A 24,962-nucleotide genomic window follows, 5' to 3' on the forward strand; every position below is an offset into this window, starting at 1 on the left:
CGGGGCACGTCGGTCGAACCGCCATCCGGGCGGCGTGACCGGTGCCGGGGGACCAGCCCCCGGCACCGGTCACCCCTCACCAGATCCGGACGCGCCTGCCCGGCTCCGTGAACAGCTCGTCGGTCTCCGTCACCCCGAACGCCTCGTGGAAGGTGTCCAGGTTGGTCACGACGGCGTTGCACCGCAGGTCCGGCGGCGAGTGCGGGTCGGTCGCCAGCCGGCGGATCGCCTCGGCGTCGCGGGTGACGGCCCGCCACACCTGCGCCCAGCCGAACAGCACCCGCTGCTCGCCGGTCAGCCCGTCCAGGGTCGGGGGCTCGGTGCCGTCGTTGGCGATCGCGTAGGCCTTCAGCGCGATCGTCAGACCGCCGAGGTCGCCGATGTTCTCGCCGACGGTGAGCGCCCCGTTGACCTTGTGCTCGGGCAGGCCCATGGGGGAGAGCGCGCTGTACTGGTCGATCAGCATCCGGGAGCGGGTGTCGAACTCCTCGCGGTCGGCGGTCTCCCACCAGTCCTGGAGGTTGCCGTCGCCGTCGTAGCGGGAGCCCTGGTCGTCGAACCCGTGGCCGATCTCGTGGCCGATCACCGCGCCGATGCCGCCGTAGTTGGCGGCGTCGTCGGCGTCGGCGTCGAAGAACGGGGGCTGCAGGATCGCGGCCGGGAACGCGATCTCGTTGAGCCGCGGGTGGTAGTAGGCGTTGACCGTCTGCGGGGTCATCAGCCACTCGTAGCGGTCGACCGGGCCGCCGAGCTTCGCGTACTCGAAGTCGTGTCGCCACTCCGCCGCGCGACCGACGTTCCCGAGCAGGTCGGCCGGGTCGATCCCGAGGTCCGAGTAGTCCTTCCAGCGCTCCGGGTAGCCGACCTTCGGTGTGAACTTGCCGAGCTTCTCCAGGGCCCGCTCGCGGGTCTCCGGGCTCATCCAGTCCAGCGTGGAGATCGATTGCCGGTACGCCTCGACGATGTTGGCGACCAGCTCGTTGATCCGCTCCTTCGCCTTCGGCGGGAAGTGCCGCTCCACGTAGAGCTTCCCGACGGCCTCACCGAGCGCACCCTCCACGAGCGACACCCCGCGCTTCCAGCGCTCCCGCAGCTCGGGGGTGCCGGACAGGGTGCGGCCGTAGAAGTCGAAGTCCTCCTCGACCAGGTCCGACGACAGGTACTCGGTGGCCGCCGCGGCGGTGTGCAGGGCGAGCCACGCCTGCCACTGCTCGAGCGGGCGGCCCGCCCAGAGCGCGCCGGCCTCGGTGACGAAGCTCGGCTGCCGGACGATCACCTCGTCGTACGAGTGCGCCGGGACGCCCAGCGCGGCCTCCCACTCGGCCCAGTCGAACCCGGGAGCGGACTCGCGGAGCTGCTCGCGGGTCAGCAGTGTGTAGGTCTTCTCGGCGTCGCGGTTGGTGACGCGGTCCCACGACGCGGCGGCGAGCGCCGTCTCCAGCTCCATCACCTGCTCGGCCACCCGGGCCGGCTCGGCCAGGCCGACCAGCTCCGCCAGCCGCTGCAGGTGCTCCACGTACTTCGCGCGGATCTCCGCCGAGTCGTCCTCGCGGTAGTACGCCTCGTCGGGCAGGCCCAGCCCGGACTGGTTGAGGTTGACCAGGTAGCGCGACGAGTCCTTGGCATCGGTCGCGATGAACTCGCCGAACAGCGCGGCCCGGCCCTCACGCTGGCGCCGCCCGAGAACGCCGGCGAGCGCGGCCCGGTCGCCGGCGGCGTAGATCTCGTCCAGCAGCGGACGCAGCGGCGCGACGCCCAGCTGCTCGACACGCTCGGTGTCCATGAAGGAGGAGTAGAGGTCGCCGACCTTGCGGGCCTCGGTGCCCGGCTCCGGTGAGCCGGCGGCGCACTCCTCGACGATGACGCGCACGTGCTCCTCGGCGCGGTCGCGCAGCACCCGGAACGCACCGTCCTGCGAGCGGTCCTCCGGGATCTCGTGGGTCGCCAGCCACCGGCCGTTGACGTGGGCGAACAGGTCGTCCTGCGGACGGACGTCCGGGTCGACCCAGGTCAGGTCGAGACCGGAGTGCTTCGGCTCGGTGGTCGTCATGGCCCCATCCTGCCTGCCGGGGCCGACGGTTTCGAGGAAGCGACCCGCGGTAGAAATCTCGTGATGACCGACATGTGGGACGAGCTGTTCGAACCCCCGGACCCCGCCGACGTCCTCGGCGACCTGCACGAGATCGCCATCGATCTCTTCGACCTCCGCTACGACGGCTCCGAGCAGGCGTGGGCGGCGTGGGCGTGGGGCGTGCTGACGACGGCCCGGCTGACCGCTGCCGGCTCCGAGTACGAGCGCGGCGAGCTGGTGCTCCGGCTCCTCGCACTGCACGCGTTCCACCGCGAGTTCTGCGCGCGGGCCTTCGGGATCGGCGAGCCCGGTGGCTCCGAGGTGGACCCGGAGCGGGTGCTGGGCGATCACCCGCGGCTGCACCCGGTGCTGCTCGGGGTGATCGCGGAGCGGCGCAGCCTGGACCTCGCCGACTCCAGCGACGCCGGTGACCTGGACTTCGACATCGCCGTCGCCTCCACGGCACTCGACCAGCTGGTCCGCTCCGAGTACCGGCAGGTCGTGCCGTCGCTGATCCGGACCGCGGGCGCGGCGGACCTGGCGGCGGCGACGTGGGCGTCGTTGCAGGAGGACGTCCGCTACCCGCTGCCGCCCGACGACGTCCGGGCGATCACCACCACCGACGTCACGCCGGAGAAACGGGCCGTGATCGAATGGGTACGGGCCGGCGCCCGGCCGGGGTGACCGGACAGGCATTCCGTCCGTTTGGACGGGGGTTGTCCGGACGGGGGGTCCGGACGCAGGATCGGGGGCGTGACGATCAACCTCGACGCGCCGGTGAGCCGGCCCCGGTCCACGCCCGCCATCGATCTCCTGGAAGGCGAGCGCCTGCTCTGCCGCCTGCCGGGCGACGGGCCGGACCGACCGTTCGAGCTGTTCACCGTCACCCCGGTCGGGCGGACGCTCGGGGCCGAGATCACCGGCGTCGACCTGCGTGAGGCCCCCGGTCCGGAGCTGCGCGCGGAACTCCACCGCGCGCTGCTCGAGTGGAAGGTGCTGTTCTTCCCCGGGCAGGACATCACCGGCGAACAGCAGCGGGACTTCGGCGCGCTGTGGGGTTCGCTGGAGACCAACCCGATGCTCGACCGCGGCGGGTCCGACGAGGTCGTCCGGTTCGGTGCCGGGGCGAAGACCTACGAGAACATCTGGCACGCCGACACCACGTTCCGCGAGGAGCCGGCGATGGGTGCGGTGCTGCGCATGGTGCAGACGCCGCCGTTCGGCGGGGACACGATGTGGGCGGACATGGCCGCCGCCTACGACAACCTGTCCGACGAGGTGAAGGCCCGCATCGAGGGGGCGGAGGCCGTGCACGACATGGTGCCCGGCTTCGCCCGCTTCCTGGACGCGGACAAGCTCGCCGGCCTGCAGGACGAGTTCCCGCCCGTGACCCACCCGGTCGTCCGGACCCACCCGGAGACGGGCCGGCGGACGCTGTTCGTGAACGCGTCGTTCACCACCGAGATCGTGGGGCTGCCCCGCGAGGAGTCCGACGCGCTGCTGCGGCACCTGTTCGCCCAGGCGCACGTGCCCGAGTTCCAGGTCCGGCACCGCTGGGCCGAGGGCACCGTGGCGTTCTGGGACAACCGCGCGACGCAGCACTACGCGGTCGGCGACTACCACCCGCACAAGCGGATCGCCGAGCGCGTCGCGATCGCCGGGGGCCGCCCCTTCTGATCGGATCTCGCCGAGGCCCCGGCGCTCGCGTCGCCGAGCTCCGGGGCCCTGTCGCTGATACCCGGGCGTTCCGCACCGGTCCGGCCGACCGGTCGGGTCGATGACGGTGAGGCCCGCGCCGGAGCCGTGACCGTCCGCGCGACGGACCGCAGCGAGGTCAGCCGGGGGCACGGTAGGTGTGTCCGGTCGGGGTGGTGGTGCGGACCGTTCCGTCGGGGCCGCGGGCGACGCGCCAGCCGGCTTGTTCGCGGACGTGGTTGTGGAACTCGCACACCCCGCGTCCGTTGTCGAGGTCGGTCGCTCCCCCGTCGGCATCTCGGTGGATGTGGTCGATGTGGCGGACCGGGGCGTCGCAGTAGGGCTCGGTGCACCGGTTCCCCGCCCGTGCCCGGACCAGCCGGGCGAGCAGGCCGGTGAAGGTGCGCTGGCGGGAGTCCCCGCCGATCACGACTCCGTCGGAGGTGATCAGGCGGCGCAGGGTCTTCTTCCCTTCGCTCGTGGCGAGGAGGTCGACCGGGACGGGGCCGTGGCCGGGGATCTCCGCCGGGAGTGGTGAGTCAGGGTCCAGCAGCGCCTCGATCGGGACGACGACCTGGACCTCGACGCCCACATCGGTCGCCATCGCCTGTCCGGTGACCCGCTCGACGAGCGCGTCGGCCATGACCTGACCACGGGTCCGGGTCAGCGGTGCCGGGTCCACCGACACCTCGGTGAACGCCTTGTTCAGAGCGGCCAGGCACGCCACACCCTGCTCGACCGGCAGATACGCGGTCAGATACGTCATCGCGTCCGGTGCCGGACGCAGGGTCACGCGCCGCTCTGCTCGGGCGGACTCGGCGCGGGCGAGGAACTTCTCCGGCGCCACCTCGGCGGCGAACTTGCGTGCGAGGTCCTGCAACCGCCGGATCCCCAGCCGGGTCAGATCGTGCGCGGCCAGGCGCAGGTCCACTGCGGCGCGTTCGGCGCGGTCCAGATCCGAGCAGGCAGTCACCACCGCCGCCGCCTTCAGTGCCGAGAGCTCCCCGGCGGCGAACAGCCCACGGACGTGATCGAGACCATCGTGCAGATCCCGGGCCGTACTCACCCGACGGCGGGCCTCGGTCGGCGAGACCCGGCAGGCCAACCCGACCTGGGCCACCACCCCACGTTGCAGCCGATCCGGATCGGTCTGTCCAGCGGTGATGCCGTTCTCCACATGGAGCCGGGCGAACGCCCGCACCCGAGTGGCCTGGAGCGCCGCGAGGGAGTGCTGCACCGACTCCAGCTGCTGGATCTGGTCGATCAACTCCGCCTCGGAGGCACCGGACAGGTCGTCGTGCGCGGCCTGTTCCACCGCCAGCTGCACCAGCGCCAGATCGATCTGAGGGAACCCCGGATCCCCGGCAGGGAGGCCGGTGCGTGGGGGTTCCTGGACCGCGGTCATGTGGACGATCGTACTCGACCATATGTTCGATCCGCCAGTAAGCCGATCGCGGCCGAACAGCGCTGAGCTGCAGATACCGGTGTGGCGATCCGCGTTGCACCATTCCCGTCAGCGACGGCGTGACCGCGGCCCGGTGCGTCCCTCCGCGCGGTGGTGGTCCGACCGGCGCACCACGAACGGTGTCGCTCTGCCTGCGCGGCGAGTCTGACGACGTCCCGTCGAGACGGCACCGGTTCGGCTGCAGGGCCGGACCGCGCCGAGCCGGACGGTTCGCGACGGACGCTGTCCTGCCGGACAGGACATGCTTCACGTCGTGGTTGCCGAGCCCGTCGGCCCGGCGCGCCCGTCAGGACGCCGCCCGTCAGGACGCCGTGCGGCCCCACCGGCGACGCCGGCCCTGCGGCTCCGACTCGTCCTCCAGCGGCGCGGCGATCGCGAGGCGTCCGACCTGCTCGTTGAGCACCTTGAGGTGGACGCGGACGTCGTCGTGGGTCGGGTCCAGAACCGCCTGCTCGGCGATCTCGGCCGCCTGGTCCACCGACTGCTTCAGCGACGCCTTCGCCTTGTTCAGCCGGTTCGCGATCCGCCTCGCCGGCGGCTCGGTGATCCGGAACCGCGCGGGTTCGATCGAGTCGCCGACCGCGGCGAGCCGCTGGACGGCCTCCAGTTCGGTGTCCAGTCGCTTCCCGATCTCGGTCAGCCAGGTGCGCACCTGCATCGCGGTGATCACGGTGGTGATCCGGTGGAAGCGGTCGACCTGCTCGGTGCAGTCGGCCACGTAGCCCTTCCAGTATCGCGACAGCGGGGCGGGCGGTGGCTCGGCGGACGGTCGCAGGCGTGGCACGACCTACAGGGTGCACGATCGCGACGGCAGCGAGCGTCACGGGTCGGCATCGGTGCGACGCGTGCGGTGACGACGGCACGCGTGCGGTGATGACGGAATGTGTGCGGCGACGGCCTGCACGGGGCCGCGAGCGGTTCCGGTCAGGGTGCCCGGAACCGCACGGGAGCGTGTCGTCCCCGGCCTGCCGGCCGCGGTCAGCCTCCGATCATGATCGTCGTCCCGGGCCCCAGGGGGACGGCCAGCGCATAGAACGCCGCCAGGATCGCCACCCACAGCACGAAGGTGGGCACCACGAACATCGCCATCCGGGAGAACACCATCCCCAGCGAGAACGACCGGTCGTGGCGGCGGCAGGTCAGCTGCAGCACGTAGAGGTAGGGGTTCAGCGGGGAGATCGGGTTCGTGATCGAGTCGCCGATCCGGTAGGTGGCCTGGATGACGGCGGGGTGCATCCCCAGCCCCACGAACACGGGCACGAGCACCGGCGCCAGCACCGCCCAGAGTGACGACCCGGAGAACACCACCATCGCGAGCAGCGAGCACAGCACCAGCGCGACCAGCAGCGCGCCGAACCCGGTCAGCCCGATCGCCCGCAGCCCGGCGGAGCCCTCGACGGCGAGCCACGTCCCGACCCGGCTCCAGGTGAACATCGCGATGAACTGCCCGGCCGAGAACGCGATGACGACGAATCCGAGCATCCCCCTGAGCGCGTCGGCCATGAGGTCGGGCACGTCGGACGGGCTCGTGATCACCCCGGCCGCCGCGCCGTAGGTGACGCCCGCGACCAGGAAGCTGATCATGATGAGGGGGACGATCGCGTCGAAGAACGGGGAGTCGACCAGCGCGCCGTCGTCGCCCTGCAGCGGGGCGCCCGGCACCAGCCAGGAGGCGAGCGCGAGTCCCACCCATGCGGAGAGGGCGGCCCCGGCGAGCCGCAACGCCCGCCGCTGCCGCGGCGTGACGGTCGTGTCCGGGGCGGCGTCCGTGACGTCTGTGACGTCCGTGGCGTCGGCGCTGTCCGAACCCGTCCCGTCCGACGACGGCGGGTCCACCGCAGGCAGCCCGGGCTCCACCCGGTGCACCAGGATCCACCCGACCACACCGGGCAGCACGAACGCGGAGACGAACTGGATCCAGTAGTTCATCAGCACCGAGACCCCGACGTCCGGTGGTGTCCCGGGCGGCAGGACCGACTCGGTCAGCGCGGCGAGGTTGGCGTCGAGCGACCCGACGATCACCCCGGAGCCGTAGCCGACCGCCGTCGCCGCGAACGCGCCGAGCGCACCGGCGACCGGGTGCCGTCCCACCGACCGGAACGCCAGGGCGGCCAGCGGTGGCAGGACGACCATGGCCGCGTCGCCCATGAAGTGCCCCTGCCCGCACAGGTAGACGACGGCGTAGGGCATCCACCGGCGCGGTACCCGCGCCAGCGCGGCGTTGACCAGCGTCCGCAGCAACCCGGTGCGCTCGCAGATCCCGACGCCGAACAGCACCGTCAGCACGACGCCCAGCGGCGGGAAGCCGACGAAGTTGTCGACCATCGTCGTGAGCAGCTCCCGCAGGCCCGTCACCGAGAGGATGTTGCGGACCGGCTCGGCCTCCGGCGCGCCGGGCAGCTGCGCCGTCGCTCCGGTCGCGGCGAGCACCGCGGACCCGATCCCGAGGAGGAGCAGCAGGATCCAGAACAGGTAGAACGGGTGCGGGATCTTGTTCCCGGCCCACTCGATGCCCCGGACGATCCGGCCGGGTGCCCGCACCGGCGTCGTCACGGGATCCGTCCGTCCACCGCCAGTACCGGCGGTTCGGCGGCCACCGTCTCCGGGTAGATCAGCCCGCTGCCCGTGTTGAGGACGACGACCTCCTCGCTGCCGTCGAGCCAGCCCGACTCGCGCAGCCGGCCGGCCGCCGCCACGCAGGCGGCACCCTCCGGGCAGATCCAGGTGCCCTCGTCGCGGGCGAGCGCGTGCTCGGCGGCGAGCAGCTCGTCGTCGGAGACGGCGACGGCCGTCCCGCCGGTGTCGTACACGGCGTCGAGCACCAGGAAGTCGCCGAGCGCCTTGGGGACGGTGATCCCGAACGCGACCGTGCGCGGGTCGGTGGGGGCGGTCGACTCGCGCAGCCCGGCGTCGAACGCGTCGACGATCGGGGCGCACCCCTCGGCCTGCACCGCGACGAGCCGGGGCATCGGCCCGGTGATCCAGCCGAGCTCCCGCATCTCCTGCAGGGCCTTGTGGATCGCGATGATCCCGACGCCGCCGCCGGTGGGGTAGAGGAGGACGTCCGGGCTGCGCCAGCCGAGCTGTTCGGCGATCTCGTAGCCCATCGTCTTCTTGCCCTCGATCCGGTAGGGCTCCTTCAGCGTCGAGGTGTCCTGGAAGCCGTCGCGACGGCCCACGGCGTCGGCGACCAGCCGGCCGGCGTCGCCGATCAGGCCGTCGGCCAGGTAGAGCTCTGCGCCGGAGACGACGCACTCGCGCCGGGTGATCTCGGGAGCGTCGACGGGCATCGCGATCAGCGCGTCGATCCCGGCCCGCGCCGCGTAGCAGGCCCAGGCCGCACCGGCGTTGCCGTTCGTCGGCATCGCGATGCCGCGCACGCCGAGCTCGGCGGCCCGGGAGACGCCGACGGCCGCCCCGCGCGCCTTGAACGCGCCGGTCGGGATCAGGCCCTCGTCCTTCATGAGCAGCCGCGGCAGGCCGAGCCGGGCACCGGCGCGGGGGAGCGGGAGCAGCGGGGTCATGCCCTCGCCCATCGTCACGACGTGCGCGGGGTCCCGGACGGGCAGCACCTCGTGGTAGCGCCAGAGGTCCGGCGGGCGGGCGGCGATCTCCGCCGGGGTCACCAGGTCCCGCGCGCGTCCCAGGTCGTAGCGGGCGAGCAGCGGGGCGCCGTCGGGCGAGGTGCCCTGGACCGAGTCGGCGTCGTGCCGCGATCCGGTCCGGGAGCACTCCAGGTGGGACAGCGTCGAGTGGGGAGCGGGCACGACGATCAGCGCACCCCGGACCGTGCCGCCCCGCAACCCGGGCGGGGATGTGACCTCCTCCGCATCCGGCCGCACGACGAGCGTCCGAACGGACCCGGCCGCTACGGTGGCGCCGAAGAATGAACGTTCAACTGCCGAAGGGATCCACCGTGCGCCCGCTCCCCGCCCCGTACTCCGACCTCGCCCTCCTCGTCACCCGGCTCCTCGTCGGCGTCGTCCTCGTCGCCCACGGCCTGCAGAAACTGGGCAACGGCGTCGGCGGCGTGGCCGGCGGCTTCGCCGGCATGGGCATCCCGCTGCCGACGGTCTCCGCGCTGTTCGTGATGGTCGTTGAGCTGCTCGGTGGCGTGCTGCTCGTCGCCGGCGCCGCGACGACCGTCGCCGGCCTGGCCGCGTTCGTCGCGATGGCCGGGGCGTTCCTGTTCGCCCACTTCGGGGCCACGGTGTTCGTCGACGCCGGCGGCTGGGAGCTCGTCGGCGTGATCGCCGCCGGTGCGCTCGCCCTCGCCGCGGCCGGGCCCGGCCGGTTCTCCGTCGACGGCGCGCTGGCCGGCCGGCGCACCCGCGCCACCGTGGACGCCTGAGTCCGCCGGGCGGCGAGTCGCCGCCCGGGAGACGCTGGGGGCATGCCCGAGGGACACACCGTGCACCGGCTCGCCCGGCTGCAGCGACGCCGCTACGCCGGGCGGGAGGTCGCCGTCAGCAGCCCGCAGGGCCGGTTCACCACGGGTGCGGACGTCGTCGACGGCCGGGTCCTGGAGACTGTGGAGGCCCACGGGAAGCACCTGTTCCAGCACTACGGACCGGACACGGTCGTGCACGTCCACCTCGGGCTGTGGGGCCGGTTCGCGAACCGGCGCCTGCCCGAGGCACCGCCCCGTGGCCAGGTCCGGATGCGGATCGTCGGCGGGACCCACTACGCTGATCTCCGCGGCCCGGCGGCCTGTGAGCTGCTCGACGACGTCGCGGTGAAGGCCCTGCACGACCGGCTCGGCGAGGACCCGCTGCGCGACGACGCCGACCCCGACCGGGTCCGGCACCGGTTCGCCCGCTCCCGCGCGCCGCTCGCCGCACTGCTCATGGACCAGTCGGTGATCGCGGGTGTCGGCAACGTCTTCCGCGCCGAGACCCTCTTCCGCACCGGTCTCGATCCGCTGACCCCCGCCCGCGACCTGGACGACGACTCGTTCGGCCTGCTCTGGGACGACCTCTCCGCGATGCTGCGCGAGGGCGAGCGCCGCGGCCGGATCGAGACCCTGCTGCCCGAGCACGATCCGGCACTGCTCGAACCCGCCGACCGGGGCGCGGTCTGCGCGAGCGTCGTCTACGCCTACCGGCGCACCGGCCGGCCCTGCCTGGTCTGCGGGACGCCGATCGCGCACCGGGAGTTCCGCGCGCGCAACCTGTTCTGGTGCCCACGCTGCCAGGGCGGCGGCACCGCCCGCCCCGTCACCGGCAGGTGACACCCGCTTCACGATCGATGTCCGATCTGTCCCGCTCCGGGGGATACGAGTACCGTTCGGAGCATGGTGCCGACCGGGTCCCCGCGCGCGGGTACGGCCCGCGGGCCAGTGATCGGGTGGGACGTGGCGCTCTCCGGCATCGCCCTCACCGTCACCGGGATGCTGATCGCCCTCGGCGTGTTCGGCGCGGTGTTCCTGGTGGCCTTCCTCGACTACTGCCCGCCGCCGGCCTGCAGCTCGTCCCGGCTGCTGGTGTCGGTGGCCGGGTCGCTCGCCGTCGCCGTCGCGGCCGGGATCGCCGGGCTCGCGATGACCGTGCTGCGGATCGTCGAGCGCCGGCTGTCCTGGCCGTTCGCGCTGGTGACCCTGGCGATCACGACGGTTGCGATCGGGGTCGGTACGGCGGGGTACACCAGCGCCATCGGCTACTGAGAGATCACCCGGTCCGGTCGCGCCCGCGCTCGCGCCGGAAGGCGAGCGTGATCCCCGCCGACATCAGCATCATCGCCGCGACCACCCACATCCCGGCCTGCGCGTCACCGGTCAGGTCCTTCAGCCAGCCGGTCACGAACGGCCCGACGAACCCGGACAGGTTCCCGAACGAGTTGACGAGGCCGATCCCGGCGGCCGCGCCGACACCGGTCAGGAACGAGTTCGGCAACGACCAGAACGGCGGGATCGCGGTGAACACGCCGATCGCGCAGACCGTCACGCACGCCATGACCAGCAGTGGTGAGGGCATCGCCAGCGCCGCGGCGATGGCGACGGCACCGACGGCCGCGGGAACGGCCACGTGCAGCGCCCGCTCCCCGGTGCGGTCGGAGTGCCGGGCCCACAGCACCATCGCCACCGACGCGATCGCGTACGGGACCGCGGTGATCAGCCCGACGTCGATCAGCGAGTAGTCCGCACCGAACTGCTCCTCGAACCCGGCGATGATCTGGGGCAGGAAGAAGGCCAGCACGTAGAGGCCGAACACGATCCCGAAGTAGACGGCGGACAGCGCGATCACCCGGACGTCGCGCAGCGCCGCGCCGATCCCGCGGTCGTGACCGGCCTCCGCGGCGTCCTCGGCGGCGATCGTCTCCTCCAGCGCCGCCGCCCGGCCGGCCGGCAACCAGCGGGCCGACGACGGCCGGTCGGGGAGCAGCCACAGCACCGCGATCCCCAGCAGCACCGCGGGGACGCCCTCGACGAAAAACATGAACCGCCACCCGGCGTCGAACCCGAGCGCGCCGTCGCCGACGGTGATCAGCCAGGTCGACAGCGGCCCGCTCACGACCGAGGACAGCGGCACGGCCAGGAAGAACAGTGCGACGATCCGCGCCCGGTCCACCCTCGGGAACCAGTAGGTCAAGTAGAGGATGATCCCCGGGAAGAAGCCCGCCTCGGCGATGCCGAGCAGCACCCGGACGACGTAGAACCCGATCTCGCCCTGGACGAACGCCGTCGACGACGCGACGATCCCCCAGGTCACCATGATCCGCGCGATCCAGAGCCGCGCGCCGACCCGGTGCAGGATGACGTTCGAGGGCACCTCGAAGAAGAAGTACCCGATGAAGAACAGCCCGGCGCCGAGGCCGTAGGCGGCCGCGGACAGCCCGAGGTCGGCGTTCATGGTCAGGGCCGCGAAACCGACGTTGACGCGGTCGATGTAGTTGAGCAGGTAGGCGAGCCCGAGCAGCGGGATCAGCCGGACGGTCGCGGTGCGGACCGCCGCCCGCACCTCCGCCTGCGGTCGTGCCGAGACCATCGCGCGTCCCCTTCCGTTGCGGTGCGCAGCCGTGGAGCAGTCTCGACGAGGACGATCAGTCCTTCAACCAGGCGTACGCGGTCTGCCGGGAGATCCCCAGCGCCGACGCCATCGCGCTGATCTCGCACCCGGCCTCCCGGCCCGCCCGGAGCAGCTCCCGCTGCCGGGAGCGCAGCTCCTCCAGCTCGGCGCCGGTCCCGCGCATGCGTGCCAGGAGCTCGTCGGCGTCGCCGGAGGTGCGGCGGCGCCCGGCGCCGGGCCGCGACCAGGACCGGACCTCGTCGGCGTCCCACACCTTCCGGCCGTCGGGGCCGGGACCGGGCAGCGGCGCGGGCGCCTGGCCCCGGCTGACGTAGGAGTTCCAGGTCCCCACCTGCACGCCCCAGTGGGCGGCGCACTCGTCGCTGGTCCAGGTCGTCACCGGGCAAGCGTGCCATCCAGTTCCGCCCGCACCCCGAGCAGCCGCACCGGACGGTCCGGGGCCATCTCGTCCAGCAGCGCGGCGGCGACGTCCGCGATCACGTCGCCGTCGCGCCCCGGCGGGTCGAGGGCCCGGCTGCGGGTGGTGGTGCGGAAGCTGCGGGTCCGCACCCGGATCCCGACCCGGACGCAGTCGCGGTCCTCACCGGCGACGTCGGCGGCGACCCGGTGGGCCAGCGTGCGCAGCTCGGCGTGCATCGCGGAGCGGTCGGTGAGATCGGCGGGGAAGGTCGTCTCCCGGCTGCGCGAGCGCGGCACCCACGGGCCGGTGTCCAGCTCGGTGCGCCCCATCCCGCGGCCGAGCGAGACGTAGTACGGCCCGCGGTTCGGCCCGAGCCGGGCCGCCACGTCACCGGGGCGGGACTCCGCGAGCTCGGTGACGGTGGTGATCCCCAGCTCGGCGAGCGCCCGCGCGGTCGCCCGGCCGATGCCCGGCAGCGCCTCGGGCGGGTCGGCACCGAGGGTGGCGAACCAGTTCGCGGCGGTCAGCTCGTGCACCCCGCCCGGCTTCGCGTAGCCGGTGGCCGCCTTGGCCCGCAGCGTGTTGTCACCGATCCCCACCGCGCAGGACAGCCCGGTCGAGGAGACCGTCTCCCGGATCCGCTCCGCGAGGGCCCACGGGTCGCCGTCGGTGCCGACGAACGCCTCGTCCCAGCCGATCATCTCGACCGGCTCGCCGAGATCGCGGAGCAGGCCCATGACCTGCTCGGAGACCTCCTCGTAGTACGGCTTGTCCGACGGCAGGAACACCGCGCCGGGGCATCTCCGCCGGGCGAGCCGCATCGGCATGCCCGACCGCACGCCGAACGCGCGGGCCTCGTAGGACGCGGTGGCGACGACCGTGCGGGAGTCCAGGTCACCGTCGCCGCCGACGACCAGCGGTAGCCCGGCCAGCTCGGGCCTGCGCAGCAGCTCGGCCGCGGCCAGGAACTGGTCGAGGTCGGCGTGCAGGATGCGGCGGCTCACGGCCGGAGCATCGCGGGTTCAGGGCCGCAGCGCCGCGACCACCCAGCGCATCGTCGACCGGTCGGTGCAGGTCGCGAGGAGCTCGGCCTGCTCGACGGCCTCGTCGTCGTGGCGGCGGGTGTCGAACAGGTCCTCGACGACACCCGGCACGTCCAGGTGCTCGCCCCGCAGCGCCTGCGTGGGGCCGGCCAGGCCCAGGCGGGAGATCAGCAGCCGGAGCGTCCGGTACCCGATGACCCGCATCCCCGGAGTGAGCAGTGGGGACGGGGCCTCCGGGACCAGTCCGGCGGTCGCCGGCCGCCCCGGCATCGGTACGGCGCCGGGCGGGGAGCCCGGCAGCGTCACCGCGGACGCCGCGAGGACGCCGCCGTCGAGCATCGCCCACGCGTCGATCGCGGGGCGGTGGGGCTCGCGGCCCCACGCGGTGGGCAGGTCGTGGGCGGCGAGCCAGCCGCGCAGCCGGGGGCGCAGGTCCCAGCGGACGTCGAACACCCCGGCGCAGAGGTCGGAGTCGGAGAGGACCTCGGTCCAGCGCGGTCCGCCCTGTCCGCTGCCGATGCCCGTGTCGGGCTGGATCGCCATCTCGCTTCCCCCGGACCCGCTCGCGACCGGTGATCCGCGTCACGCACGGGCCGGGTTTTCATCATACGGGCGCGCAAAGCCATGGACAGCCTGCCGCCGGACGCTCTACCCGCTGGTGTGACAACCTCCGGACGACGGCGTCCGGCGGTGCGCCGAACAGCGGGGTACTATGACGTTCCGTCACCGCCTGGGGTTGCCAGGTGGTGACGGATGACACGATCGAGGGACTCCGTGGGCGCCGGTAACGAGGCAGGATGTCGGCAGCGATCCACAAGTGACGGCGACGTGGAGGCGACATGGACGGGAAGTACGACAGGATTCCGGCGGTGCACCCGGGGCTCATCCCGGCTGCGCGACGCTCGGTGGAGGACCTGCCGTCCGGCCGTGGTGTCGTCGACGCCGACCGCGGACGCGTGCTGGGCCGGTACGCGCGGCTGATGCGCTCCGGCCGCCCCGAGGTGTGCCGGCCGGGCCGGCGCGAGATCGAGGACCGCGAGCGGTTCGGCGGCGGGGGTGTCACCGGCAGCGACGGCAAGGTCATCTATCCGGATCGTGACGCCGCCGAGTGTGCGGCCCGCGAGCTCGAGGCTCTCGGCGGGCGCCCGCAGCGCGCCTATCTCTGCCGCCGCTCGAAGCGCGGCCACTTCCACCTGACGACCGACCAGGTCGCCGAGCGCCGGGGCGTCCCGGCCGAGCTGATCCCGCGGCTCCGCCGCGGCGACTGAGCGGATCCCCGTCCCGCAGGTTCTGGTGATTCACCGGGATGCGACATCGATGTGATGCGCGGCACACGCTGATCGTCTAGCGTGGATGTGGCGGCGGTCACGTGGACCGTCGCACCCGGACCGACGCGGCCACCACCGCACGTCGACGCACCAGGAGGGCCTGCCCGTGAACCCCCACCTGCTGGAAGAACGAGTCGCCTCCGTCTCCGGCGGCGCCGACCTCGCCGAGACCACCCGCGCACGCCTCACCGCCCACAAGGCCACCGCCGACGCGTGCCGCCGCCGCACGCTGGAACGCCGTGCCGAGCTGGAGCGGGTGCTGGCCGGCACCGACGGCGCACAGGACGCGCTCGACCTGATGCTGGAGCTCGACGCGCTGGAGCGCGTGCAGGACCGGATCGACCAGCGCCTGTCCGAGCTGTGCGAGTCGCTGACCGACACGCGCACCCCGCGCTACGGCGACGCGCAGCCGGTGTAGATCACCCGCACGTCACACGTGCCCGTGGTTCGATGGCGGTGACACCGCCGTCGAACGACAGGGAGAGCACGTGCGTGCAGTGCAGGTCGTCGAGCTGGACGGGCCGTCCGCGGTCCGCGTCAACGAGGTGGACCCACCGGTCCGGGGGGACGGCGAGGTCCTCGTCGACGTCGCCGCGGCCGGGGTCAACTTCCCGGACGTCCTGCTGACCCGCGGCCTGTACCAGTACAAGCCGGAGCCCCCCTTCACGCTCGGCTCGGAGTGCGCCGGGACGGTCCGCGAGGCCGGGCCGGGCAGCCGGTTCGTGCCGGGCGACCGGGTCGTCGCGTTCACGATGTCCGGGGTGTTCTCCGAGGTCGTCTCGGTGCCGGAGCAGGTCGTGCTGCCGCTGCCCGACGAGGTCGGGTTCGCGGCCGGGGCCTGCCTGCCGATGAACTACCTGACCGCGCACTTCACCCTGGAGACCCGGGGCGGCCTGCGGGCGGGGGAGACGGTCCTCGTCCAGGGTGCCGCGGGTGGCATCGGGACGGCGGTGATCCAGCTGGCGGCGGCGCTCGGCGCCACTGTCATCGGGGTCGCCTCCACCGAGGCCAAGGCCGACGTCGCACGCCACGCCGGCGCGGCCCACGCCGTCGGCGTCGAGGGGTTCAAGGACGCCGTCAAGGAGCTCACCGGGGGAGCGGGCGTCGACATGGTCGTCGACCCGGTCGGCGGTGACCGCTTCACCGACTCGCTGCGCTGCCTCGGCCCGCTGGGCCGGCTGATGGTCGTCGGGTTCACCGCGGGCGACATCCCGACGGTGAAGGTGAACCGGCTGCTGCTGAACAACGTCGACGTCCGCGGCGTCGGGTGGGGCGCCTACGCGCTCGCCCGGGACGGCTTCGTCGCGCAGGAGTGGGACGCGCTGCTCCCGCACCTGCGGTCCGGCGCGCTCGACCCGATCGTGAGCGAGCGCTTCCCGCTGGAGAAGGCGGGCGAGGCCCTGTCCCGGATCGACGACCGCGTCGTCACCGGCAAGGTCGTCCTGGAGACCTGACCGCCCCGTTCAGCCGGCCGGTTCGAGGTTGTGCCGGACCGCGGTCCGCGGGTGCGGCGCCGCCGGCGGCCGGTCCCCGCCACCCGGGTCGCGCGGGGCGGGGGCCGGGCCGGACCAGACCGGCCCCGCGACGGCCGTCGCCGGCTCGGCGACGTGCAGCCGGTGCCGGGCGGCGACCGCGCGACCGGCCGGACCGGTCTCGCCGAGTGCGTGCAGGGCGAGGGCCCGGTGCGCCGGGACCTCGCAGCGGCGCAGGAACCGGTCCAGCTCGCGCACCGCGTCGCCGGTCTCCCGGGCCCTGACCCAGGCACCCATCTCGACCTCCGCGACCTCGTTCCGGACCGCACCCAGCCGGACGCAGACGTACTCCAGGTCCTCCTCGGCGAGCTCGCCCGGCGCGGGGACGTGGACGCCCTGCTCCAGCAGGTACTCGTGCACCGCCCACAGACCCATCGGCGTCAGTGCGACGACCGTCGGGTCCGGGTCGTCGCGGTGCGCGACCTGGGACAGATCGTCGAGCTCGTCGGCGTCGAGCGTCTCGGTCAGCTCGATCGCGCCGAGCAGCTCGCAGGCGTCGAGCAGGGCCGTCACGTCGCGGCGCCACAGCCGCTGCTCGACGTCGCCCGCGAGGTCGTCGACGACGCAGCCCGCCTCGTCGTTCACGGTGTCGCGGACCTGGTGGTGGAAGTGCTCCAGCGGGACCGGGCCGCCGCCGGCGCAGTACAGGCCGACCCAGAGCATGGGCAGGGCCTCGGACATCGACATCCCGAACAGTGACGGCGCGCCGAACACGTCGGTCCCGCCGAGGTCGTCGCCGAGCCGCCCGACGGACTCGAACACCCGGCGCCACAGCTCGATCGGCCGGTTCAGCAGCGGCCCGGCGCTCTTGACCGGCAGCAGCCGGCCGCGCACGACGCGGACGAGCCGGGCGGCCCGGGCCCAGCGCAGCAGCAGCGAGACCTCGGGCAGGTCGTCGCTGGTGCGGGCGGTCTCGCGGTAGAGGTGGTCGAGCTGCAGGTGCGCGGCCAGGTCGAGCGCGTCGGCGCGGCCCAGCCTGCCGTCCGAGGTGAGCCGTCGCCCGGCCCGCACCCAGACGGTCAGCTTGCGGAGCTGGCCCAGTGCCTCCGAGCGCTCCGCCGCGTCGACGAGCGTGGCGGCGCCGGGCATCGGCACCGGGGGCAGCTCGGGGTTCCACTCCGGCCGGGCGGGGCGCAGGGCGTCACGCCGCATGATCTCGGCGAGGGCGTGCCGGTCGACGTCGGCCTCGCCCGACCCGGCCCGGTCGAGGAAGCGCTGGACGGCCGACGGGTCGGCCGGGTCGATCCCGTTGCGGTGCAGCTGGACGCCCCAGAACTTGCCGAGGTCGTAGTTCCGCTCGTCGGCGAGGCCGTCGTGCAGCGCGGGGGTGGAGTCGAGCACCTGCCGGTGCAGCGTGTCGGGCTCGGACGACTGCGGGTCGAACCAGTCGTGCTCGGCGAGGAAGTCGACCAGGGCGTGGAACGCGGGGGCGACGTCGTCGGGCTCCAGCACGGTCACCTTGCGCGGGAACCACATCCCGAGCGCGTCGGCGATGTGCGCGCGGGTCCAGCGGCCCAGCCGGCGGTCGCGGGCGTACTTGTAGTCGAGCGTGGCGGCGACGAGCGCGGTGTCCACCTCGACGCGGCGACGGCGCGCCCAGACGAGGAACTGCTCCAGCAGGCGGCTCCGGGCCTCGGCGTACCCCTGGTCGTCCCCGGGGGTGAACACGAGACGCATCCGGCCCACTTTGTCAGGTCCCTCCATCCGTTCGGTCACGGGGTGGACGGTGATCCACTCCGGCTGCGGTGCGACGCCCGCGATGATCTCCGGTCGGCCGGCGGGCCCCGCCACCGGGAGCCCCTCCTGTGCAACGAGCGGAGTCGGCGCGGGTCACTCCCGACCACTCACCGTGCGTTGGTGTGCGGTCACCGCCTGTGAGTGACGTCTCGCCGCGCCGCGGCGTGTCGGTCCACGACCCTCCCACGACGACGGCGGCCGGGCACCCCGTCGGGGTACCCGGCCGCCCTGTCGTGCGGGGATCCGGTCTAGTCGCCGCCGACCGGGCTGTCCTTGCGGTCGGACGTCCCGCTCCCGGAACCGTCGTCCGGGGTGGTGGTGTCCGCGGACCCGTCACCGGTCCCGTCCTCGGCGGACACCGGGCCCTCCCCGGGCTCGGTCATGGTGTAGCCGGGGCCGGTGCCGGGACCGTTCGCGTACCCGTTGGTGGAGGGCTCCTCCTTGTAGTCCTTCGGGAACACGCCGACCTTCACGTAGAAGTCGTCACCGTGCTTGTCGGTGGCCCAGTCCACGGCCTGCTCGATGACCTCGGCGCCCTTCTGCTCACGCAGGACCACGGGGTCGCGCCGCAGGTCCTTGTAGAGCGCGAAGCAGAGCATGACCATGATCACCACGAACGGTGCGGCGACCAGGATCGTGAGGTTCTGGATGCCGTCGAGCGCGTCCTCCCCGCCGGTGACCAGCATGAGCACGGCGACCGCACCCATGACCGCACCCCAGAAGATGACGACCCAGCGGCTCGGCTCGATGGTGCCGCGCTGCGAGAGCGTGCCCATGACGATCGAGGCCGCGTCGGCACCGGACACGAAGAAGATCGCGACCAGGAGCATCACCAGCAGGCCGGTGAAGGTGGCCCACGGGTAGGCCCCGAGCATCTCGAACAGCTGGACGTTCGAGTCGTCGGAGAACTGGGTCGTGCCCTGCTGCACCTGGGTGATGGCGGTGCCGCCGTAGACGCAGAACCAGACCAGCGAGACCAGGCTCGGCGCGAGGATCACGCCGCCGACGAACTCGCGGATCGTGCGGCCGCGCGAGATGCGGGCCAGGAACATGCCGACGAACGGCGTCCAGGAGATCCACCAGGCCCAGTAGAAGACGGTCCAGCCCGAGAGCCACTCGAGCATCGGCTCGCCGCCGACGGCCTCGGTGCGCCCGACCATCTCGAAGAACTGCGAGAAGTACGCGCCGATCGTGGTCGGGATCAGGTCGAGGATGATCACCGTCGGGCCGACCACGAACACGAAGACGGTGAGCACGGCGGCCAGCACCATGTTGGTGTTGGACAGCCACTGGATGCCCCGGGCGACGCCGGAGACCGCGGACAGGATGAAGGCCGCGGTGAGCACGACGATGATCACGGCCAGCACCGGGGCACCGACCTGGCCGTCGACCCAGCCGACGGTCTGCATGCCACCGCCGATCTGGAAGGCGCCGATGCCCAGCGAGGCGGCGGAGCCGAACAGCGTGGCGAAGATGGCCAGGATGTCGATGGCCTTGCCGATGCCGCCCTCGGCGGCACGCTTGCCGATCAGCGGGATGAACGCCTGGCTGATCAGCTGACGGCGCCCCTTGCGGAACGTCGAGTAGGCGATGGCCAGGCCGACGACGGCGTAGATCGCCCACGGGTGCAGCGTCCAGTGGAACAGGGAGGTCGCCATCGAGACCTGGAGCGCCTCGATCGACTCCGGCGCCGCGGAGCCGGGCGGGGGCGAGGTGAAGAAGGTCAGCGGCTCGTTCACGCCGAAGAACATCAGCCCGATGCCCATGCCGGCGGAGAACATCATCGCGATCCAGGACACCGTCCGGAACTCGGGCTGCTCGTCGTCGGCACCGAGCCTGATCCGGCCGAACCTGCTGAACGCGAGGAAGAGCGCGAACGCGACGAAGCCGGTCGCGGCGAGGATGAAACCCCAGCCGCCACCGCGCATGAGGCCGTCGAGCATCGTGCTCGCGGCGTTCGCGAGGCTGTCGGGGGAGAGGAGACCCCACAGCACGAAGAGCAGGGCGAGCGCCGCACCCACTCCGAAAACGGTCCAGTCGGTGCGTGACCGACCCTCAGCGGCCCCGGAACTATCGGGATCCGTACGTGGTTCCGCCTGTGTCATAACAGGTCACGCCCCGACGGGCGTTTCCCCCCTCCCGGTCGAACACGATGAATCGTGCACAAGTCGTTTCGAGGGGGAAGTGTAGGTACTACGCTCGTCCCTGTCGCCGCCCACGTCCGCCGCTCCGGACGTCGTCGCAGGTCAGCGCCGTTCGGCGGTCGGTTGCGATTCGATATTGGCGCCGTCAGCGCCAGCCGGCGTCGTCCACCCCGCCCGGAACGGGTGCGGCCGGATCGTACGGGGTGCGGGTGAAGACGAAGGTGGCGAGCCACAGGTGGTCGCCCTCGATCCGCAGGGTCTCGCCGGCGAAGTAGCCGTCCATCCCGATCCACGTCCCGTCCGGACCCGGGCGGAACCGCGACGACCGGCCCGGTCGCCCGAGCCCGCCCAGGTGCAGCAGCCCGCCGCCGACCGCCCGCAGCGCGTACGGGGAGGGGCCCCAGAACCACGGCCCCAGCAGCGCCGGATCCACCGGCGCGGGCTCCGGCGACCACGCGTCGACGATCCGGGGCTCGGCCGCGCGGAGGTCGGCGAGCAGGCCGGCGCCGAGGCCGGAGTCCAGCCCGGTCGTCGTGTTCCCGAGTGCCAGCGCGCCGGTGCCCTCCTCGCGGTCCACCCAGAGCCCGGCGAGGAAGCCCGGCATCGAGCCGCCGTGCCCGACCAGCGTGGCGCCCTCGACCCGGAGCACCTGCACGCCGAGGCCGTACCCGGCCCAGATCGGCGACGAGGAGTCGATGCCCGCCGGCAGCGTCATCTCCTCGACCGTGGCCGGGGAGAGCACGCCGCCGGTGTCGCCGAGCAGGAACGCGCCCAGCCGGGCGAGATCGCGCGCGGAGCACCACAGCTGGCCGGCCGGGGCCATCACGCCCGCGTCGTGCTCGGGCTCGGGCAGGGTCAGCTCCGCCCACGGGTGCACGGCCAGTCCCTCGGCCGCCGGCGCCTGCGGCCGGGGCGAGGTGCGCTTCATCCCGAGCGGGGCCAGCACCTCGTCGTGCGCGACGTCGGACCAGCTCGTGCCGCGGCGGCGCGCGACCAGCTCCCCGAGCAGGCCGAAGCCGAGGTTCGAGTAGTGGAACCGGCGGGCTGCGGGCAGCACCCGGTCGGCGTCGCCGAGGCTCAGCTCCTCCAGCGGGCCGCCGGGGCTGCGCTCCCACCACTGTCCGGGGCTCTCGGACCCGGCGCCCGCCAGGTGCGAGAGCAGCTGGCCGAGGGTGCGGTCGCCCAGCGGGGTGCCGGGCAGGTGCTGCTCCAGGCGGTCGTCGAGGTCGAGCAGGCCCTCGTCGCGCAGGCGCAGCACGGTGACCGCGCAGACCGTCTTGGTGATCGACCCGATCCGGTACTGCACGTCGTCGGCGTCCGCGCCCGCGGGCAACGCGCCGCGGCCGGCGTGCCAGGCCAGGCCACCGTCCCGGACGACGCCGGCGACGAGGGAGGGGACGCGGCCGTCGCGCTGGGCGCGGGCGACGCGGGCGAGCAGGGTGCGCTGGGTGGAGGGCAGCAGATCGGGCACGACCCGACCGTAGTCCGGGCGGGCGGGGCGCGGGTGTCAGCCGCCGGCCAGCCGGTGCAGCAGGGGGGCCGTACGGAACCCGACCAGCGAGCGCATGACCAGCGACGTCGACGTCCGCTCCACCCCGTCGATGGCGAGCAGGTGCCCGGCGATGCGGTAGAGGTCGTCGGCGTCGCGGGCGACCAGGTGGACGAGCAGGTCCTCCTCGCCGGAGACGCCGTGCACCTCCAGCACCTCCGGTACCCGCTCCAGCGCGTCGGCGACCGCGGCGAGCTCGCGCTGCACCACCCGCACGGTGACGAAGGCGGTCAGCGGGTAGCCCAGCGCGGCCGGGTCGACGCGGCGCTCGAAGGTGTCGAGCGCCCCGAGCCGGTCGAGACGGGCCAGCCGGGCCTGCACGGTGTTGCGGGAGAGCCCGACCTTCCCGGCCAGCGCCAGCACGGTCGCCCGCGGGTCCTCGGCGAGGGCCAGCAGGAGCCGGGCGTCGTGCCCGTCGAGGTCGGTCGGCGCCGGTGCGCCCGGACCCGGCGGCACCGCGCGATCGCCGCCGCCGGTCGTGTGGGTGTGGTCGCCGGTGTGCACTCTGCCCGTCCCCGCTCGGTCCGCTGCCCGTGGATCCGTGCACTCTGCACGGTCCCGCCGGATCAGGTTGTGCACTCATGATCGTGGTGGTGGGCTGGGGGAGCAACCTGCGCGAGCAGCGACGAAGCTGGAGACGACGATGAGCACGGCAGCCGACCCGACGAACGCCCCCGCCGTCCCGGCGGCCGGGCCGATGGCCGAGATCGAGCAGCGGGTGCTGTGGCTGTCGACGGCGATCATCGACGCGGCCAACCGGCGCGGCGACCCCAGCGGCCTCAAGGTGGGCGGGCACCAGGCGTCGTCGGCCTCGCTGGTGACGATCATGACGTCGCTCTGGTTCGAGCACCTGCAGCCCGGTGACCGGGTCTCGGTCAAGCCGCACGCGTCGCCCGTCCTGCACGCGATCAACTACCTGCTCGGCGAGCTGGACGCGTCCTACCTGCCGACGCTGCGGGCGTTCGGCGGGCTGCAATCCTACCCGTCCCGCTCGAAGGACCCCGACCCCGTCGACTACTCGACCGGCTCGGTCGGCATCGGCGCGACCGCCCCGATCTGGGGGGCCGTGGCCCGCCGCTACGTCTCGTCGCGGTTCGGCGGTGTCTCCCAGGGGCGCCAGTACTCCCTGGTCGGCGACGCCGAGCTGGACGAGGGCGCGGTCTGGGAGGCCATCCTCGACCCGATGGTCGGCGAGCTCGGCGAGGTCGTCTGGATCGTCGACCTGAACCGCCAGTCGCTGGACCGGGTCGTGCCCAACATCGGGGCGACGCGCATCGAGGGCATGTTCGCCGCCGCCGGCTGGCAGGTCCTCACGGTCAAGTACGGGCGGCTGCTGCACGAGCTGTTCGCCCGTCCCGGCGGCGAGGCGCTGCGGACCCGGATCGACACCATGCAGAACCCCGAGTACCAGCGGCTGCTGCGGTGCGACGCCGGCGAGGTCCGCACCCGGCTGCCCGCCGACGACCCCGGGCTCGCCGAACTGGTGGCGACGCTGGACGACGAGACGCTGCTCGCCGCCGTCCGGAACCTGGGCGGGCACGACCCGGACGCGCTGCGCGAGGCGTTCGACGCGATCGACGACTCCCGCCCGACCGTCGTCCTCGCCTACACGGTGAAGGGGCACGGCCTCGCGTCGGCGGGGCACCCGCAGAACCACGGCTCGATCCTCGACGCCGGCCAGATGCGCGAGCTCGCCGACGCGGTCGGCGCCGACGTCGACGACCCGTGGCGGCGGTTCCCGGCAGGCTCCGCGGCCGCCGAGCTGTGCCTGACCACCGCACGGCGCCTGCACCGCGACCCCGTGGAGGACCACCCGGCTCCCGCGCTGCCCACCGACATCGGCCGCACCCCGACCGGCCGCGCCACCACGCAGGCGGCGCTGGGCCGCGCGCTGCTCGACATCACCCGGGAGGCGCCCGACGCCGCCGGCCGGGTCGTCACCCTGTGCCCGGACGTGTCGTCGTCGACCAACCTCGGCGGCTGGGTCAACAAGGTCGGCGTCTGGTCGCCGGCCGAGCGCAAGGACTGGTTCGACGACGACCCCGAGACGATCCTGCACTGGCGCGAGCGCCCCACCGGCCAGCACCTGGAGCTGGGCATCGCCGAGGGGAACCTCGTCGGCGCGCTCGGCGAGCTGGGCGCCACCTGGTCGCGGTGGGGGCATCCGCTGCTGCCGATCGGGGTGCTCTACGACCCGTTCGTCGAGCGGGCGCTGGAGCCGTGGTCGTTCGGGATCTACGCCGGCGGGCAGTCGATCCTGGTGGGGACGCCGTCCGGGGTGTCGCTGGCGCCGGAGGGCGGCGCCCACCAGTCGGTGACGACGCCGTCGGTCGGGCTGGAGCAGCCGGGCTGCGTGACCTACGAGCCGGCGTTCGCGATCGACGTCGAGTGGACGCTGCTGGCGTCGCTGGCCCGTCTCGGGCGGCCGGACGGGACGTCGGCGTACCTACGGCTCTCGACGCGCCCGGTCGACCAGTCCCTCGCGGTGATCCCGGCGGACCCGGCCGCACGGGAGCGCCGTCGCCGGCAGGTCGTCGCCGGCGCCTACCCGCTGCGCCGCACCGAGGGCACCCCGGACCTGACGATCGCCGCGGCCGGGCCGCTGCTCACCGAGGCGCTCGCCGCGGCCGACCGGCTCGCCGGGCAGGGGTACGCGGTGGAGGTCGTCTGCGTGACCAGCCCCGGGCTGCTGTTCGACGCCGTCCAGGCGCGGGCCGGGCGCCCGGCCCGGCCGCAGGCCGAGCCGTGGGTGCTCGACTCCGTCTTCCCGGCCCGCCGGGCGGCACCGATGGTGACGCTGCTCGACGGGCACCCGCACACCCTCGCGTTCCTGGCCGGGATCAACCGGGTGCCCGCCACCCACCTGGGCGTGTCCCGGTTCGGGCAGTCCGGCGACCTCGCCTCGGTGTACGCCCACCACGGGCTCGACGCCGACGCGGTCGTCGGTGCCGCCCTGGACCTGTTGTAGCCCGG

Annotated in this window: 22 protein-coding genes; 9 read left to right on the plus strand and 13 right to left on the minus strand. The window is 73.4% G+C overall.

Features of this window, described 5'->3' with window-relative positions:
* Positions 1 to 76 precede the first annotated feature (76 nt).
* Positions 77 to 2,050, minus strand: a complete 1,974-nt coding sequence (locus Ae150APs1_RS26560) for a M13-type metalloendopeptidase (protein ID WP_075300993.1) — start codon at positions 2,048 to 2,050, stop codon at positions 77 to 79.
* Positions 2,051 to 2,113: 63 nt separating this feature from the next.
* Here Ae150APs1_RS26560 and Ae150APs1_RS26565 point away from each other — a divergent pair, with 63 nt between their 5' ends.
* Positions 2,114 to 2,755 carry a hypothetical protein gene (locus Ae150APs1_RS26565; RefSeq protein WP_075300995.1) on the plus strand — a complete coding sequence of 214 codons (642 nt, stop codon included), beginning with the start codon at positions 2,114 to 2,116 and terminating at the stop codon, positions 2,753 to 2,755.
* Positions 2,756 to 2,824: 69 nt separating this feature from the next.
* A complete protein-coding gene (locus tag Ae150APs1_RS26570) occupies positions 2,825 to 3,748 on the plus strand; it encodes a TauD/TfdA family dioxygenase (protein ID WP_075300997.1) in 924 nt (307 codons plus the stop codon).
* A gap of 157 nt (positions 3,749 to 3,905) precedes the next feature.
* On the opposite strand, the gene Ae150APs1_RS26575 is transcribed toward Ae150APs1_RS26570, so the two are convergent.
* The 4 genes from Ae150APs1_RS26575 to Ae150APs1_RS26590 all read right to left on the minus strand — a co-directional run bounded on the left by Ae150APs1_RS26575 (position 3,906) and on the right by Ae150APs1_RS26590 (position 8,998).
* Complete coding sequence (locus Ae150APs1_RS26575; protein WP_075300999.1) at positions 3,906 to 5,171, minus strand: HNH endonuclease signature motif containing protein; 1,266 nt, start codon at positions 5,169 to 5,171, stop codon at positions 3,906 to 3,908.
* A 361-nt stretch (positions 5,172 to 5,532) separates the two neighbouring features.
* The gene (locus Ae150APs1_RS26580; RefSeq protein ID WP_139317196.1) at positions 5,533 to 6,015 is read right to left on the minus strand and encodes a hypothetical protein; all 483 of its coding nucleotides are present in this window, start codon (positions 6,013 to 6,015) and stop codon (positions 5,533 to 5,535) included.
* A gap of 194 nt (positions 6,016 to 6,209) precedes the next feature.
* Complete coding sequence (locus tag Ae150APs1_RS26585; protein ID WP_075301003.1) at positions 6,210 to 7,784, minus strand: AbgT family transporter; 1,575 nt, start codon at positions 7,782 to 7,784, stop codon at positions 6,210 to 6,212.
* Positions 7,781 to 8,998: a threonine synthase gene (locus tag Ae150APs1_RS26590; RefSeq protein ID WP_075302643.1), complete on the minus strand. Its 1,218-nt coding sequence runs from the start codon at positions 8,996 to 8,998 to the stop codon at positions 7,781 to 7,783. Before Ae150APs1_RS26590 ends, Ae150APs1_RS26585 begins: the two co-directional genes overlap by 4 nt.
* A 149-nt stretch (positions 8,999 to 9,147) precedes the next feature.
* On the opposite strand from Ae150APs1_RS26590, the gene Ae150APs1_RS26595 reads away from it, so the two are divergent.
* The 3 genes from Ae150APs1_RS26595 (at position 9,148) to Ae150APs1_RS26605 (ending at position 10,893) form a co-directional block, all read left to right on the plus strand.
* Positions 9,148 to 9,582: a DoxX family protein gene (locus tag Ae150APs1_RS26595; protein ID WP_249266488.1), complete on the plus strand. Its 435-nt coding sequence runs from the start codon at positions 9,148 to 9,150 to the stop codon at positions 9,580 to 9,582.
* A 42-nt stretch (positions 9,583 to 9,624) separates the two neighbouring features.
* Positions 9,625 to 10,461 carry a DNA-formamidopyrimidine glycosylase family protein gene (locus Ae150APs1_RS26600; protein WP_010235585.1) on the plus strand — a complete coding sequence of 279 codons (837 nt, stop codon included), beginning with the start codon at positions 9,625 to 9,627 and terminating at the stop codon, positions 10,459 to 10,461.
* Between the two features lie 63 nt (positions 10,462 to 10,524).
* A complete protein-coding gene (locus Ae150APs1_RS26605; protein ID WP_139317195.1) occupies positions 10,525 to 10,893 on the plus strand; it encodes a hypothetical protein in 369 nt (122 codons plus the stop codon).
* 4 nt (positions 10,894 to 10,897) lie between these two features.
* Here Ae150APs1_RS26605 and Ae150APs1_RS26610 read toward each other — a convergent pair whose 3' ends face one another.
* Genes Ae150APs1_RS26610 through Ae150APs1_RS26625 form a run of 4 tightly spaced genes read right to left on the minus strand, consistent with a single transcriptional unit; the run spans position 10,898 to position 14,242 of the window.
* Positions 10,898 to 12,214 carry an MFS transporter gene (locus Ae150APs1_RS26610; RefSeq protein ID WP_075301009.1) on the minus strand — a complete coding sequence of 439 codons (1,317 nt, stop codon included), beginning with the start codon at positions 12,212 to 12,214 and terminating at the stop codon, positions 10,898 to 10,900.
* Positions 12,215 to 12,269: 55 nt separating this feature from the next.
* Positions 12,270 to 12,635 (minus strand): hypothetical protein, encoded by a 366-nt coding sequence (locus tag Ae150APs1_RS32300; RefSeq protein ID WP_010235578.1) that lies wholly within the window; start codon positions 12,633 to 12,635, stop codon positions 12,270 to 12,272.
* Entirely contained in the window at positions 12,632 to 13,660 is a 1,029-nt protein-coding gene (locus Ae150APs1_RS26620; protein ID WP_075301011.1) for a DNA polymerase IV, read from the minus strand. Before Ae150APs1_RS26620 ends, Ae150APs1_RS32300 begins: the two co-directional genes overlap by 4 nt.
* Positions 13,661 to 13,678: 18 nt before the next feature.
* A complete protein-coding gene (locus tag Ae150APs1_RS26625; RefSeq protein WP_075301013.1) occupies positions 13,679 to 14,242 on the minus strand; it encodes a hypothetical protein in 564 nt (187 codons plus the stop codon).
* A gap of 296 nt (positions 14,243 to 14,538) precedes the next feature.
* On the opposite strand from Ae150APs1_RS26625, the gene Ae150APs1_RS26630 reads away from it, so the two are divergent.
* The 3 genes from Ae150APs1_RS26630 to Ae150APs1_RS26640 all read left to right on the plus strand — a co-directional run bounded on the left by Ae150APs1_RS26630 (position 14,539) and on the right by Ae150APs1_RS26640 (position 16,481).
* A complete protein-coding gene (locus tag Ae150APs1_RS26630; RefSeq protein ID WP_075301015.1) occupies positions 14,539 to 14,967 on the plus strand; it encodes a hypothetical protein in 429 nt (142 codons plus the stop codon).
* Positions 14,968 to 15,133: 166 nt separating this feature from the next.
* The gene (locus Ae150APs1_RS26635) at positions 15,134 to 15,445 is read left to right on the plus strand and encodes a hypothetical protein (RefSeq protein ID WP_029239813.1); all 312 of its coding nucleotides are present in this window, start codon (positions 15,134 to 15,136) and stop codon (positions 15,443 to 15,445) included.
* Between the two features lie 70 nt (positions 15,446 to 15,515).
* Entirely contained in the window at positions 15,516 to 16,481 is a 966-nt protein-coding gene (locus Ae150APs1_RS26640; RefSeq protein ID WP_075301017.1) for an NADPH:quinone oxidoreductase family protein, read from the plus strand.
* Positions 16,482 to 16,490: 9 nt separating this feature from the next.
* Here the strand turns inward: Ae150APs1_RS26640 and Ae150APs1_RS26645 are convergent, their stop codons facing one another.
* The 4 genes from Ae150APs1_RS26645 to Ae150APs1_RS26660 all read right to left on the minus strand — a co-directional run bounded on the left by Ae150APs1_RS26645 (position 16,491) and on the right by Ae150APs1_RS26660 (position 22,445).
* The gene (locus Ae150APs1_RS26645) at positions 16,491 to 18,236 is read right to left on the minus strand and encodes a hypothetical protein (protein ID WP_139317194.1); all 1,746 of its coding nucleotides are present in this window, start codon (positions 18,234 to 18,236) and stop codon (positions 16,491 to 16,493) included.
* A 308-nt stretch (positions 18,237 to 18,544) separates the two neighbouring features.
* Positions 18,545 to 20,401, minus strand: a complete 1,857-nt coding sequence (locus Ae150APs1_RS26650) for a BCCT family transporter (protein ID WP_249266489.1) — start codon at positions 20,399 to 20,401, stop codon at positions 18,545 to 18,547.
* Between the two features lie 184 nt (positions 20,402 to 20,585).
* Positions 20,586 to 21,911 (minus strand): serine hydrolase domain-containing protein, encoded by a 1,326-nt coding sequence (locus Ae150APs1_RS26655; RefSeq protein WP_075301023.1) that lies wholly within the window; start codon positions 21,909 to 21,911, stop codon positions 20,586 to 20,588.
* Positions 21,912 to 21,947: 36 nt separating this feature from the next.
* Positions 21,948 to 22,445, minus strand: coding sequence for an Lrp/AsnC family transcriptional regulator (locus Ae150APs1_RS26660; RefSeq protein WP_075302645.1), 498 nt, complete (start codon positions 22,443 to 22,445; stop codon positions 21,948 to 21,950).
* A 241-nt stretch (positions 22,446 to 22,686) separates the two neighbouring features.
* On the opposite strand from Ae150APs1_RS26660, the gene Ae150APs1_RS26665 reads away from it, so the two are divergent.
* Positions 22,687 to 24,957, plus strand: coding sequence for a pyruvate dehydrogenase (locus tag Ae150APs1_RS26665; protein WP_170918202.1), 2,271 nt, complete (start codon positions 22,687 to 22,689; stop codon positions 24,955 to 24,957).
* The last annotated feature ends 5 nt before the right edge of the window (positions 24,958 to 24,962 follow it).

The sequence above is a fragment of the Pseudonocardia sp. Ae150A_Ps1 genome (genome assembly GCF_001932315.1).
In the GTDB taxonomy this organism is placed as follows: Bacteria; Actinomycetota; Actinomycetes; order Mycobacteriales; family Pseudonocardiaceae; genus Pseudonocardia.

Excerpts from the sequence above, each read along its gene's own strand:
- Ae150APs1_RS26560 (WP_075300993.1), bottom strand. The coding sequence starts at position 2,050 with ATGACGACCACCGAGCCGAAGCACTCCGGTCTCGACCTGACCTGGGTC.
- Ae150APs1_RS26565 (WP_075300995.1), top strand. The coding sequence starts at position 2,114 with ATGACCGACATGTGGGACGAGCTGTTCGAACCCCCGGACCCCGCCGAC.
- Ae150APs1_RS26575 (WP_075300999.1), bottom strand. The coding sequence starts at position 5,171 with ATGACCGCGGTCCAGGAACCCCCACGCACCGGCCTCCCTGCCGGGGAT.
- Ae150APs1_RS26600 (WP_010235585.1), top strand. The coding sequence starts at position 9,625 with ATGCCCGAGGGACACACCGTGCACCGGCTCGCCCGGCTGCAGCGACGC.
- Ae150APs1_RS26605 (WP_139317195.1), top strand. The coding sequence starts at position 10,525 with ATGGTGCCGACCGGGTCCCCGCGCGCGGGTACGGCCCGCGGGCCAGTG.
- Ae150APs1_RS26610 (WP_075301009.1), bottom strand. The coding sequence starts at position 12,214 with ATGGTCTCGGCACGACCGCAGGCGGAGGTGCGGGCGGCGGTCCGCACC.
- Ae150APs1_RS26625 (WP_075301013.1), bottom strand. The coding sequence starts at position 14,242 with ATGGCGATCCAGCCCGACACGGGCATCGGCAGCGGACAGGGCGGACCG.
- Ae150APs1_RS26630 (WP_075301015.1), top strand. The coding sequence starts at position 14,539 with ATGGACGGGAAGTACGACAGGATTCCGGCGGTGCACCCGGGGCTCATC.
- Ae150APs1_RS26645 (WP_139317194.1), bottom strand. The coding sequence starts at position 18,236 with ATGCGTCTCGTGTTCACCCCCGGGGACGACCAGGGGTACGCCGAGGCC.
- Ae150APs1_RS26650 (WP_249266489.1), bottom strand. The coding sequence starts at position 20,401 with ATGACACAGGCGGAACCACGTACGGATCCCGATAGTTCCGGGGCCGCT.
- Ae150APs1_RS26665 (WP_170918202.1), top strand. The coding sequence starts at position 22,687 with ATGGCCGAGATCGAGCAGCGGGTGCTGTGGCTGTCGACGGCGATCATC.